A 13,013-nucleotide genomic window follows, 5' to 3' on the forward strand; every position below is an offset into this window, starting at 1 on the left:
TCATGAAAAATTTTCCTTCCAGTTCTGTTATTTGCCTGCCGGAAGGAAGTCTGTTTCTGTCCCGGAAGGTCAGCCAGTCCCCTGCCGTGCGTAGGCGGGCCGTGCCTAGCCTTGCGGTGCCCATCACTGGCGGGGACAGGATCGACTCGCCCAAACTGTCCGTTCGCCAGGCACACTGGCCCGCATGGACGGATCAGCCGAGTTGGGAGAGTTCCTGCGCGCCCGGCGCGCCCTGCTAAGGCCGCAGGACGTCGGCCTTTCCTTGCGCGACGACCGCCGTGACGCGCCTGGGCTACGCCGAGAGGAACTGGCACAACTCGCTGGGATCAGCACCGCGTACTACACACGCCTGGAACAAGGACGCAGCCGACAGGCCTCGCAGGGCGTGCTGGATGCGATCGCCCGTGCGCTGCAGCTCAGCGACGCCGACACGGCACACCTGCGCCGCCTGGCCCGGCCTCGGCGTGCCGCACGACGCACCCTTGAGCATCCCGAGTCCGCCCGGGACACCTCCCGCCGGCTGGTCGCCGCGATGGAGCATGTGCCTGCTGTGATCGTTGACAGGCGGAGCACGGTGTTGGTCTGGAATCCTCTCGGCCATGCGCTGCTGGCCGGGCACGTCGATGCGGACCGCCCGGACAATCTGGAGGCGCGCCCCAACCTGGCGCGGATTCTGTTCCTTGACACCTGCGCCCGTAAGCTCTACCCCCGGTGGGAGACCGAGGCCCGGCGCTGTGTGGCGTCCTTGCGACTTGCGTCGCGGAACCACCCCACTGATCGGCTGCTCGCCGATCTCGTCGGTGAACTGTCCATGAAATCCAGAGAATTTGCCGGACTTTGGACGCAACGTCCACTGCTCAACTGCTCGTTCGGAACTGTCTACGTGCACCATCCCCTGACCGGAGGGATGGAGCTCAGCTTCCAGACACTGCAAATCCTGGACACCTCCGGTCACCGGCTGATTACGTACCACGCACGGCCGTGCTCTGAATCGGAGGCCAGCTTGCGTTCGCTGGAGAAGCTTATCTGACGTGCCACCACACGTGCCCGCCGCATCATGCACATTGTGGGGGAGCCGGGAGCCGACGAAGACATCTGTTATGCGCATTTCCGACTCACCATCTCTGCAGCAAGATTCTGCCAGGCTTCGGCGCATTCGGCGGCTGCCGCCGACACCGCGTCTGCACAATGCGCAGGGACGGATTCGGTCACCCGCTTCCAGTGCGGGAGCACAAAGGTGTGAACCTCCAACATGCGCAGCAGCAGACGCCCTGTGTCAGTGAGTCGAAGGGAAGGATCGCGGCACAGGCAGTGAAAGATCGCTGCGAGATCCTCTTGCTGTTTGCGGAAGACGGTAGTTCGTGTTATATCGGCTGTCGTGGGCGCCGCCGCCCGCGTGGGCCGAGCGGCACCGGACTTGCCGGTGCTGCCACGTCGGGCTGGTACCGGGTCCTCACCGCGATGCAGGCGATCGCGCACGTCCCGCACCGTTCCGGGAGATACCCCGGCTATTCGCGCAATCTCGCGCAGCGATGCTCCCGGTCGGTCGGTCAGCAGGCGGCCGACCGACCGGCGCTTCTGCGATGTGTCCAGCGACCGGATCCGACCGTCGCGCCCGACGCGGAGGGGCGGTTGGGGGATGTGGTCCGCCTCTCGGCGGCGCAACGAGCCCACGGTCTTGGCGGAAAGCCCGGTGACGAAGGCGACAGCCCGGTCTGACCACTGGGGGTGGGATACCAGGATGCGCACGGCAGCGGATCTGCGTTCCGCCAACGACAGCACCCTGCCCTGCCCGGTGTTGGCTTCAACCGCGAGGACGAAGGCGTCCTCGTCCGTCCCCTCGAAGAGCCGGGCTTCGATGTGCGACTGACCGAGCATCACTGCGGCGCGCAAGCGGTGCATTCCATCGATGACACGAAGCGAGGGCTGATGCACGATGATCGGCGGCCAGGCGAGCCCCGAGACTGCGATTTTCTGCGCATGCTCCAGGCTCACCCCATCTGCCCGGGGAGAGTCCGCCGGCAGAAGGAGATCAACTGGAACCGGCCGGACGGGGAGTAAGGAGGCCCGCCACTCCCGTTCCGGGGCGTGCGTGCCCGGTTCGCAGGCTGTGGCCGCGGGGCGTTCGACGGTTTCCATGTCTGTATCTGCTTCCTCGTGCTCGCGTGTACGCTCACATCGCGCCACAGTGGGCAAATGGCTGTGTGTTCAACTGGGGAGATTCCGCGGTTGAACGCTGTGCTGGCGGATCGGCTCGATCCACTGAGGCTTGTCTGAATGAATCGGTCAGCTGACGGCAGCGCTCACCGGATGGTGTGACGCAGATGGAATGCGGCCGTCGGCCAGTTCCTGGTCAACGAATGCCCGCAGCCATCCCTGGAATTCATCTCCGAGATCCTTGTGCTCGCAGGCGAGTCGGACCGTGGCTCGAAGGTAGTCGGCCCGGTCGCCAGTGTCATACCGACGCCCTCCGAAGACGACCCCGTGCACGGGCCGACCTTGCTGGATCAGTTCTTGCAAGGCATCGGTGAGCTGGATCTCACCGCCGCGTCCAGGCGCGGTGCGTCCCAGGACATCGAAGACCGCCGGTTCGAGTACGTACCGGCCGATCACCGCGTAGTTGCTGGGAGCTGATCCCGGGTCGGGCTTTTCTACCAGTTCGGTCACCTGCACCACATCGTTCTCCGCAGTCACCCGGGTGGCGGCGCAGCCGTACAAGTGGACCTGCCGCGACGGCACTTCCATCAATGCAACAACGCTTCCACCCAAGCGGTCACGCACCTCGGCCATGCGCGACAACAACGGATCACGGGGGTCGATCAGGTCGTCACCGAGGAGGACGGCGAAGGGCTCGGCGCCGACGTGCGGGGCCGCGCACAGCACGGCGTGGCCCAGACCACGGGGGTCACCCTGTCGCACGTAGTGGATCGCAGCCAGGTCGGAGAGTCCGCACACACGCGACAGTTTCTCCGTGTCCCCCTTCCTCAGCAGCGCCTCCTCCAGTTCGTGGTTTCGATCGAAGTGGTCCTCGAGCGGCCGCTTATTGCGGCCCGTCACCATCAGGACGTCGGTCAGCCCGGCAGCCACAGCCTCTTCGACTACATACTGAATGGCAGGCTTATCGACGACTGGCAACATTTCTTTAGGTGTCGCCTTCGTGGCCGGAAGGAAACGTGTTCCAAGACCTGCAACCGGCATGACCGCCTTACGCACGCCAGCTCGGTGGACGTTCATCTCCAACCCCCTGCTGCAGATAGTTGTGCTGCTAGGAATATCTGGGCCGACCGGCCTGAGTTGAGGCCGACCGTTCATGATGACCGGCCGCGGGTGCGGCATTGGATTACTTGTCCGTACATGATCCCAACGGCATGCCGCATGGTCCGGAACTGGCTTGGGACACCGTGCGGCGGCTCGGTGCACGGCACCAAGCCGCGCCGTTACACAGACCGCCCCGCCTCACCGGTGAGCAGGCACTGGCCGACTCATCCCGACCCGCGGAGCACACCGTTTCACGTGCCACCGCAGATCACACTGTGTCGCCGTTCGCATCGGGCGACTCGCTGCGACAATCATTCCACCCCCGCCTATGCATTCACCTGAATACATTCAAGAGCTTAGACACAAAGATGTACTCGAGTACATATATTGTGACGCAGGTCACATTCACCGAGGATGACCCCAGAGATTTTTGGTGAAAAACGTGATGAATCATCCCAGAACGACGCGCGGCGAGTCTAAACCACTCGCGATCAAAGTTGTTCTGGGGCATATTTTTGTTTCGCACTAACGTCTGGCCTCCTCCACTCGCTCCGGGGGGGTGCGGGTGGCCTCCAGTCGTTCCGAAGGCGGACATTTGCATACGAAGCACTCAGGTGAGAACGGGTCGTTCCCGATCGCCATCATCGGCATGGGGTGCAGGTTTCCTGGGGCTGATGGGCCCGGGAGTTTCTGGAATCTGCTCCGGGAGAACATCGACGCTGTCAGCCCCGTCCCGCCCGACCGTTACGACGTTTCTGCTGTCTACGACCCCACTCCCGCAACCGCGGGGAGGACCGTCTCGCGACACGGAGGGTTCCTCGAGGATCCCTACGGATTCGATGCGGCGTTCTTCGGGATCTCGCCGGTCGAAGCGAAGTCCATGGACCCCCAGCAGCGTCTTCTCCTCCATGTCACGTGGGAGGCCCTTGAGGCAGCCGGGATACCGCCGTCGAGTCTCGCGGGCACCCGGACCGGAGTCTTCATCGGGCAGGCGACATCGGAGTACGCGGAGGTCACCCGGCCGGCAGCCGGCTCAAGCGTGTGGGAGGCAACAGGCAGCCGCATCAGAGCCATCACGGCTGGTCGGATCAGCTACACGCTCGACCTGCGCGGCCCCAGCATGGTGGTCGACACTGCCTGTTCGTCGTCGCTGGTGGCTCTTCACGCCGCCCGGCAGAGTCTGCTGACGGGCGACAGCGAACTGGCCATCGCCGGCGGCGTCAACATCGTTCTGTCCCCCGAGGACTCCATTGCCTACTCCCAGGGCGGGATGCTCTCCCCTCAAGGTCGCTGCCGATTCGGTAGCGCGGAGGCCGACGGATTCGTGCGCAGCGACGGCGTGGGCGTCGTGGTCCTCAAGCCGCTCCACGAAGCGCTGCGTGGCGGTGATCCGGTCCTTGCAGTGCTGCTCGGCAGTGTTGTCACCAACGATGGACGAGGCAGTGGTCTGCTGTTGAAGCCGTCGGCGGAAGGGCAGGCCGATATGCTGCGTCAGGCGTGCCGGAGCGCGGGAATCGAACCCTGGCAGCTCGACTACGTGGAGGCCCACGGCACTGGCACCCCGGTAGGAGATGGTGTCGAACTGCAGGCCCTGTCCGAGGCGGCACTTCCAGGGCGACCTGCTGGCCGCCCGCTCAAGGTCGGCTCGGTCAAGACGAACATCGGGCACGCAGAGGCGGCCGCAGGGATGGCTGGCCTGATCAAGGCGGTCTTGATCGCCCGACACGGAATCATTCCCGCATCGCTGCACCAGGGCACTCCTCACCCGCTGCTCGCCGACGGCACGTCACCCATCGAAGTGGTAACGGCCAACGAGCCTGTGGAGAAGGCCGGGAGGCAAGCGCTGCTGGGCATCAGCTCTTTCGGCTTGTCCGGCACCAACGCCCACGCTGTGATCGGCGAATACCTCCCCGCTCCCGACCGGCCTGCCGACAACCAGCGGCAGATGCAAGACGGCAGTCCGCACCTGCTGGTCCTGAGCGCACGCTCCGACACGGCTTTGCGCAAGCTGGCCAAATCCTTTGCTGAGTATCTGAGCCCTGAAGGAAACGGCCGTGCCTACGCGTTGCGAGACGTCTGTGCCGCCGCGGCCACTCGGCGGGATGCGCATCCGTACCGGTTGTGGGTGACTGGCGACTCCCGCGCCGATGTCAGCGCCAAGCTCCGCTCTCTCGCCTCAGGCGAGTCGATCGAGGACGGCGGCATCGCTCAGGCCGGCTTCAACGGCGTCAGACGCGCGGTCTTCGTCTTCCCCGGACAAGGGTCGCAGTGGCTCGGCATGGGGCGCGACCTGATGGCCTCCTCCCCTGCGTTCCACACCGCGCTCGAACGCTGTGACCGCGCGATCCGCGCCGAGCTGGGCTGGTCGGTCATCGGTCTTTTCACCAGTGATGCCGAGGAGTTCCCCGCCGAGGTGGAACTCGTGCAGCCCGCCTTGTGGGCGATGCAGGTGGCGTTGGCAGCCGCTTGGCAGGAGAAGGGCATTGATCCGGACGTATGCGTCGGGCACAGCATGGGAGAAGTAGCAGCGGCCCACGTGGCCGGCGCGCTCTCCTTGGAGGATGCGGCAGCGGTCATTTGCCGACGCAGTCAGTTGATGAAGCGTGCGGCGGGTCGAGGCGCGATGCTCGCCGTGGAGCTGTCCGCGGATGAGGCCCGGCTCGCCATCTCCAGGCATGCGGATAACGTCTGCATAGCGGCCGAGAATGCGCCCACCAGCACCATCATCGCCGGCGACCGCACTGCACTGGCCCAGATCGAAGCCGAGCTGCGGAGCCGAGGCGTGTTGTGCCAGCTGGTCAAGGTCAACGTTGCCTCCCACTCACCCCATATGGACGCGCTGCGCGAGCACCTCCTCGACCAGCTCGCCGATCTGGAGCCGACCGCGTCGACTACCGACATGATCTCCACTGTGCACGATAGGCGTGTTCGAGGCCCCGAGCTCGACGGCAGATACTGGGCCGACAATCTTCGTCGCCCGGTGCGCTTTGCAACTGCCGTGAAAACACTAGGTATTGAGGCGGAGAGCGTGTTCCTGGAGGTCAGCCCACATCCTGTGCTGGTGACCTCTGTCGAAGAGACTCTGAGCGCCTGGGCCATCACCGGGGCAGCCATGCCCTCGCTTCGGCGGGACCGAGACGAGCGTGTACAACTGATGCAAGCTGTCGGCCGGCTCTTTGCACACGGTGGACACGTGGCCTGGGACCGATGGTACGGGGAGGCTGTCCGCCCGGTCGCCTTGCCCCCATATCCATGGGACTCCAAGCAGTTCCGCCCGGACGCCGTCTCGACCACCGGCGGCAAGACCTGCGTCCGGGAGGTCAGCCTCGCAGCCCTGACCGCCACCGGCTGGGACGACGCCGTCCAACTGCGCGGCATCAGACCCATCCCTGCCGCCGTCTACCTCGCAACGTTGCTTAACACGGCGAGCGAGGCCATGCCCGGCGCAATGCTCGCGCTTGAGGATATGGAGCTCGGCGATGAGCTTGTCGACGCACACGATGCCGACCGGATCTCGTTGCGCATCACCCTCAAAGAGGCGGACGGCCGCTCGTCCCGACCTGCTTTGGTGGAAGCCGTCCACAACGCAGGTCCTGGTCCCATTCGGTGCGCGACCGGGCTGCTCCGCACCGTCGACGGGGCTGACACACGCGAGGCACACGGCGCACTGGACGCCGCTCTGGCCCGGTGCCGGCACTATCTGCCTGCTTCCGGTTTCCGGACGCTGGCGCGTAGGAGAGGGCTGGAGATCGGTGAGGCCTTCGAGGGAGTGGAACAGCTCTGGCGCCGTGACGGCGAGGCGGTGGCCCGCCTCCGACTGCCGAAGGCAGGCCTGCCGGCCGCATGGGAGACCGGGCTGCATCCGCTGGTGGCGGCTTGGCCACTGACCGGGGCGCAAGACGCGGATAGCTGCACATACGTTGCGACCGGTTTTGACCGCGTGCAACTCTTCGGCGACCTGACCGAGGAATTCTGGAGCATCAGCAGCTTCACCCCTGCGAGCGGGACCGATCCGGCGCGAGGCAATGTCGTGCTGCTCACCCGCGAAGGTCGCGTTCTCGCCGAGTTGACCGGTATCCGCTTGCGTCGCCTGGCTGGAGAAGCCGTCCGCGAAGCATCTGTCCTTTCCGCCGTGATCTCACGGCTCTCCCGGCTCACACTGCCTGTTGGTGCCTCACCGGGCAACAGCATGGCGTCGCTGCTGGGGCGGCTGATCAGCCGCCCCGATCGCAGCGCGGACGGTGCCGCGCCGCCCCGGGCCAGGCACGTGCGTGCGGCATCACCGGTGTCATGCGAGCGTTCCCAAATCCGTGCCACTCGGACAGGCACGGGCCGTGGAGCGCGCACCGAACCTCCGCAATCATCGCGCAGCGCCGATGCCGACACTCTCCTCAGGAACGCCGCCGCCGTACTCGGGATGGCCGTCACGGACATCGACCTGCGCCGCCCCTTCCGCGACTACGGGCTCGACTCGCTGATGGCGGCCCAGCTCAGACAGCGGTTGCGCAAAGAGACCGGTCTTGAGGTGACCGCCGGACGTCTGCTCGGAGCCGACAGCATCGGCAGCATCGCCCGAAGCCTGGCAGACGACCTTCTCGTATAGACATCAATGCCGGTGTGACGGGGCCTGCCCTCCTTCCCTGGTGCGGCAGGCCCCTCACCGTCGTGAGCCTCAGCCCGCGTGAGCAGCCGCGCCCGTTCGGTTGACCAGACAACATTCATAGACTGTGGTATAAGTTTTCTCTAACGGGGGCGCACAACGGGTCATCACGCTGGCACCCCGCCCGACACCCGTCGTACCGGGGACGTCACGAACCCTGATCTCGGTGACTCGCGTGCGCCGCACAGGCGGCAGGACGGCGGATCAGCGGCACCACTCCGCCGGGGCTGCTGCCCGAGACATGGGGAAGAAGGATTCATGGACTCCAACGCGTCGAAGGCGACGCAGACGCTCGGCCGACGTGAGCGCAACAAGCAAAGGGTGAAAGAACGCCTCTACACCTCGGCGCTGACGTTGTTCACCGAGCATGGCTACGACCAGACTTCCATCGACGAGATCGCGGAGCTGGCAGACGTGGCGCGCGGGACATTCTTCAACTACTTCCAGCGTAAAGAAGATCTCATCAGCGCCTGGGGGGAACAACGCCGTGCCAGGCTTGCGGCCTGTCTGAAGGAACACGAGCCGGCCTCCGGCTCTGGGTGCTCCGCTCGACTAGAGCAATGTATGTGCGCACTGGCGCGCATCAACGAGGAGGAAGCCGATCTGACGGCCGCCATGCTGACGGCCTGGGTCAAGGCAGGCCGGCCTTTGCTCGAGGAGCCGTACGTCACTGAGATTTTCGCGGATATCGTCAAGACCGGACGCGAGCAAGGCGAGATCGTCCCGGAAGCGGACCCCGAGCACGTCGGCAACATCCTGCGTGACATCTATCTCGGTGCGCTCTTCCGCTGGTCACGCCAACAGCCTGAGGTGCGACCGGGAGCCCTGGACCGGGAGCTCCGCACGGCTTTGAAGCTCCTCATACACGGCATCTCTACGCAGCCTCAGCCCGAGTTGCGCAGAACCTGAGCCGGAAAGATCTCACCTCCCTGCACGGCTTCGCTCTGCGATGTGCGACCCGCCGAAGTCGGGAACCGGTCAGAGCCACAAGCGGCAACCGCGGCGACGGCCGTTCTGCCAGGAAGCAATGCACGCATCCCACGGTCTCAAGCCACAGTCAGACAGTGCCTCTCTGAGAACGGTTCCACTTCGACTGAGTGTACGTCAAGCCGCTCGCTGTAAAGGGAGCATTAACGCCTCGTAACCGCCAGCCGATGATACGGGCTGTCTCAAGGCTTCCGGCCTCCGTTCCTTCCACGTTGAGCAGACCGGATCCTGTGGCGTCGGCGAATGTGGTGCACAGGGTCTCGACGGGCAGCATGCCTCCGATTCGTTTCCGGGCGGTGTGCAGGGCGCGGCGCGGGTTCTTGGCCGGGGCCAGGGTGAGCAGTTGGGTGCGGTGGGCTGGGCTGGAATGCAGGTTTGCGGCATCGGGCGACATCGGTGCGTTCTCCCCCGCGGAGCACACCACATGACGTCCGATCAGCAGACCGACACGTTGGGCGAATCGACGGCTTCGAGCACCTCCTCCCCCGGCCGGCCCGACAGGCTGAACGCTTGCGCCCTCCCACACGGCCACCCCATGCGCGAAGCGTCCAATATATTGGCAGTCGACGGCTCACGGGGTCAAGTAATCTTGGGTATGGTCCGACGGACTGCACAGTGTGCTGATCTAAGGGATGGGCGAGTGGGATCCGGCTGAGGGGCGTGGTCACGGTGGCGGATGGCCAGGGTCATGGACGGTCGCTGGCCGAGCGATTGAACGCGCTGTTCGCGATGGTCCGATGGGTCGACGACCACGGGCGGCATCGCGAGTACTCAACCGCCGAGGTGGCCGAGGCGGTCAGTGCCGATTCGGACCACCCCGCGACGCTGTCGCGCAGCTATCTGGCCATGCTGCGCAACGGGTCGCACACCAACCCGACGTTGAGCGTGCTGGAGGGGCTCGCAAAGTTCTTCAGCGACCACCGCGAACCAGGTTCGCCACCGATCACGGTTCACTGGCTGGTCGCGGAGGAGGACCCGGAGGACGAGCTGCTGCGCCGGCAACTTGCCAGCCGTCAGGTTCGCAAGATCGCGATGAGGGCGGGCGCGATGACGCCGGCCATGCGCGAACAGCTGCTCAAGATGATCGAGATTTTCGACCAGACCGGTCCCGCCGATCCCGGCACAGAGGCGACAGAAGCCTAGGAAAGGACGTCGTGGCCGTACGCGAACGGGAACTGCGCCGCCATTGCAAGCGCCTGTTGCGCCAACTCGACATTCAACCGCCACTGCGCGTTGACGAACTGTGCCGCAAGCTGGGTGAACACCGCGGCAAGCCGATCCGCCTCGTTCCCTGGTCGCTGCCCATTCCCGGGCCGTTCGGGCTGTGGATGTCGCGTCCGGACGAGGAGGCCATCTTCTACCAGAAGGAAACGACCCGGGTACACCAAGACCACATCATCCTGCATGAGATCGGCCATATCCTCGCCGATCACCAGGACGACGAGAACGCGGGAGACGAGTTCCCCGGTCTTGGCCCGGATGACCCTCACGACCTGGTCGCACGAGGCTTTCGTCGCACCTGCTACACCGATGACTACGAACGCGAAGCGGAACTGGTCGCGACCATCATCCAGGAGTGGGCGGTGGTCATCGACTACGCCACCCCTCGCGCCACCGAGGACGCGGCACTCGGCCCGCTGCGCACCGCTTTGAATCCGCGCTGGGGGTGGACGTAGTGTTCCAAGAACCCGTAACCGTCATGTTGGTCATCGGTTCGATATGGAAGATCATCGACCTGGTGCGTGCCCCGCACGATCGGGTACTGCGCCTTCTGGTCGCCTGCCTGCTCCTGCTGGCGGCCGGAGAAATCCTCAGCTATCCCCAGGCCAACAGCGCAGTCGACTCGCTCACGGCGCTCGGGGTCGGCAAGATCGCCTTCAATGCGATCTACATGTCCGGCCTGGCCGCGCTCATCTTGTTCTTCGTATCGTCCACACGCCGCTCACGCGCCCGGTACCGGCGGCACCTGCGGATCCACACCAGCCTGCTGGCGGGTGTGGTGATCGCCCTGGTCGTTTCCATGACCGCCACGCCTCCTGCCATGCGCGGTCACACGCTGACCACCGCGCACATGGCGCAACCCGGCATCGCCTCGTTCTATCTCATCGGCAACGCCTACTTCCTGTACGCCTATGCCACATCGGGGTCGTGGGCGCTGCGCTACGCGCGCATGGCCGGCCGGCATCTGGCGCTCGGTCTGCGCACGACAGCACTCGGGCTGTTCGGACTGGCGATCACCTCGGTCAACCGAATGATCTGGGTGTTCCTGCGCATCAACCACCCTGTATCGCACCAGGCGTTCAACACGGTGAACTGGTCGCTGAACGACTGGTCCATGGGCGTCGTCCTGATCGGTATCAGCTACTCCGCCTCGGTGCAGCTGATCGCGCACCTGCGATCAGTGGTTCGCCACCGTCGTATGTACCACGAGCTCACCCCACTGTGGACCGCTCTCGCCGGCGCCTACCCCGAGCTCATCCTGAAGCGGGAACCGGCCCGTTCGAGGTGGAGCCGCTTGCGGGTCCGCCGCACGCACGAGCGGTTCTACCGTCGGCTCATCGAATGCCGCGACGGACTGGTGCGGCTCAGCCCCTACGTTGCGCGGGTCGCGCCCGACGCGGACCTCGCACGCGGCCGGGCCGAGCATCTCGCTCGATACATCTGCCAGGCGCTGGCGCTCAAACCGTCGGCGGAGGACCCCGATACCGCATTTTCGGCGGCACGCGTCGCACTCCCCACCGAGAACGACCTGGGTGCCGACGCCCGTGAACTCATCGCTATATCCCACGCCTACGCGGAAAGGCAGTCGTGAACAAGGTTCTCATCATCGCTGATCGCGTCATCACCGGGCCCAAGGCCCAGGTGACCGACGATGATGCCGTGCTCGTGGACGCCGGTGTGATCAGCGCCGTCGGCACCGCAGCCGAGTTGGACGCGTCGGTGGACGGGGCGGTGCCCCGGCTGCGCTGTCCTGGAACGACGGTGATGCCCGGCTTGATCGATTGCCATGTCCACCTGGCCTTTGACGCCGGGCCAGACCCGATCACCGCCGTGGCCCAGGCCGACTTGGAGGACCTCGGCGCAGCCATGGCCGAACGCGCAGAGCGGTTCCTGGCCTCCGGTGTGACAACCGTACGGGATCTCGGCGACCGCGACGGGCTCGCCGTGGCACTGCGTACATCCATCGAACGCGGAGCGGCGGCCGGGCCGCGTATTCTCTCCGCGACCGCACCGCTGACCTCGCACGGTGGCCACTGCGGCTTCCTCGGCGGTGAGGTGACCACGGACGACGACATCCGGACACAGATCGCACGCAACGCCGCGAACGGCGCCGATCTGATCAAGGTCATGGCGTCAGGCGGCGCCCTGACACCGAGCGGACCACGCATGTGGGAGTCGCAGTTCAGCCCCCGCCAACTGCGCCTGATCGTCGACGAAGCCGCCCGTCACGGCCTGGGAGTGGCCGCGCACGCGCACGGCACGGACGCCATCACCCACTGCGTGGCCGCCGGCGTGCGCACCATCGAACACTGCTCCTGGCGTACCGCCGAAGGCGTCACCTACGACCCCGAGATCACCCATCGGATGGTCGAGGACGGCATAGCGGTCTGCCGCTGTATCTCCGGGGACTGGCGACTGTTCCTGAGGCAGTTGGGCCCTGAACGCGCCGACGCGATGGTCGACGTCATCCAGCAGATGCGGGAGGCCGGTGTCCGGTTCATCGCCGGAACGGACGCCGGGGTGCCCGGAGCCCGGTTCGGTGACTACGTCGGCATGCTCGAGTTCTTCCAGTCCCTGGGCTTCAGCCACGCCGAGATCATCGACATGGCAACCACCAACTCCGCCTACGCACTCGGACTGAACGACACCGGATCCCTCTCCCCCGGCAAGCGCGCCGACCTCATCGTCATCGACGGCGACCCCCTCCGCCACCTCGACGCTCTGCGCCGGGTCCGTCACGTCTTCACGGCGGGCCGCCCTGTCTGCGTCGGGGAACCACACGAATCCGCTGCCAGGGCCGGTGCCCGAGTTGGGGAATAAGTCGTCGTTTCCTTTGGTGAGGCTGAAGACAACTGCTGGGATCAGTGTTGCCGTGAGGCGAGTGCCG

The 13,013-nt window shown here is 65.5% G+C and carries 9 protein-coding genes; 7 read left to right on the plus strand and 2 right to left on the minus strand.

Features of this window, described 5'->3' with window-relative positions; translation table 11 throughout:
- Positions 1-184: 184 nt before the first annotated feature.
- Complete coding sequence (locus NGB36_RS03935; protein ID WP_255918624.1) at positions 185-1,030, plus strand: helix-turn-helix domain-containing protein; 846 nt, start codon at positions 185-187, stop codon at positions 1,028-1,030.
- A gap of 68 nt (positions 1,031-1,098) precedes the next feature.
- On the opposite strand, the gene NGB36_RS03940 is transcribed toward NGB36_RS03935, so the two are convergent.
- Both NGB36_RS03940 and galU read right to left on the minus strand, forming a co-directional pair.
- Positions 1,099-1,995, minus strand: a complete 897-nt coding sequence (locus NGB36_RS03940; RefSeq protein ID WP_255918625.1) for a ParB/RepB/Spo0J family partition protein — start codon at positions 1,993-1,995, stop codon at positions 1,099-1,101.
- A 291-nt stretch (positions 1,996-2,286) separates the two neighbouring features.
- On the minus strand, positions 2,287-3,234 hold the full coding sequence (galU, locus tag NGB36_RS03945; RefSeq protein WP_255918626.1) for a UTP--glucose-1-phosphate uridylyltransferase GalU: 948 nt from the start codon (positions 3,232-3,234) through the stop codon (positions 2,287-2,289).
- Positions 3,235-3,853: 619 nt separating this feature from the next.
- Here galU and NGB36_RS03950 point away from each other — a divergent pair.
- The 6 genes from NGB36_RS03950 to NGB36_RS03975 all read left to right on the plus strand — a co-directional run bounded on the left by NGB36_RS03950 (position 3,854) and on the right by NGB36_RS03975 (position 12,946).
- Positions 3,854-7,861, plus strand: a complete 4,008-nt coding sequence (locus NGB36_RS03950; protein ID WP_255918627.1) for a type I polyketide synthase — start codon at positions 3,854-3,856, stop codon at positions 7,859-7,861.
- A gap of 315 nt (positions 7,862-8,176) precedes the next feature.
- Positions 8,177-8,827, plus strand: a complete 651-nt coding sequence (locus NGB36_RS03955; protein WP_255918628.1) for a TetR/AcrR family transcriptional regulator — start codon at positions 8,177-8,179, stop codon at positions 8,825-8,827.
- 738 nt (positions 8,828-9,565) lie between these two features.
- Entirely contained in the window at positions 9,566-10,048 is a 483-nt protein-coding gene (locus NGB36_RS03960) for a hypothetical protein (protein ID WP_255918629.1), read from the plus strand.
- 11 nt (positions 10,049-10,059) lie between these two features.
- Positions 10,060-10,581 (plus strand): hypothetical protein, encoded by a 522-nt coding sequence (locus NGB36_RS03965; RefSeq protein WP_255918630.1) that lies wholly within the window; start codon positions 10,060-10,062, stop codon positions 10,579-10,581.
- Positions 10,582-10,604: 23 nt separating this feature from the next.
- Complete coding sequence (locus NGB36_RS03970) at positions 10,605-11,717, plus strand: MAB_1171c family putative transporter (protein ID WP_255918631.1); 1,113 nt, start codon at positions 10,605-10,607, stop codon at positions 11,715-11,717.
- Positions 11,714-12,946, plus strand: coding sequence for an amidohydrolase family protein (locus tag NGB36_RS03975; RefSeq protein WP_255918632.1), 1,233 nt, complete (start codon positions 11,714-11,716; stop codon positions 12,944-12,946). The genes NGB36_RS03970 and NGB36_RS03975 overlap by 4 nt, the downstream gene beginning before the upstream one ends.
- The last annotated feature ends 67 nt before the right edge of the window (positions 12,947-13,013 follow it).

The sequence above is a fragment of the Streptomyces humicola genome, assembly GCF_024436035.1.
GTDB lineage: Bacteria > Actinomycetota > Actinomycetes > Streptomycetales > Streptomycetaceae > Streptantibioticus_B > Streptantibioticus_B humicola.

Coding starts and splice junctions, on each gene's coding strand:
- NGB36_RS03955 (WP_255918628.1), top strand. CDS start 8,177: ATGGACTCCAACGCGTCGAAGGCGACGCAGACGCTCGGCCGACGTGAG.
- NGB36_RS03935 (WP_255918624.1), top strand. CDS start 185: ATGGACGGATCAGCCGAGTTGGGAGAGTTCCTGCGCGCCCGGCGCGCC.
- galU (WP_255918626.1), bottom strand. CDS start 3,234: ATGAACGTCCACCGAGCTGGCGTGCGTAAGGCGGTCATGCCGGTTGCA.
- NGB36_RS03970 (WP_255918631.1), top strand. CDS start 10,605: ATGTTGGTCATCGGTTCGATATGGAAGATCATCGACCTGGTGCGTGCC.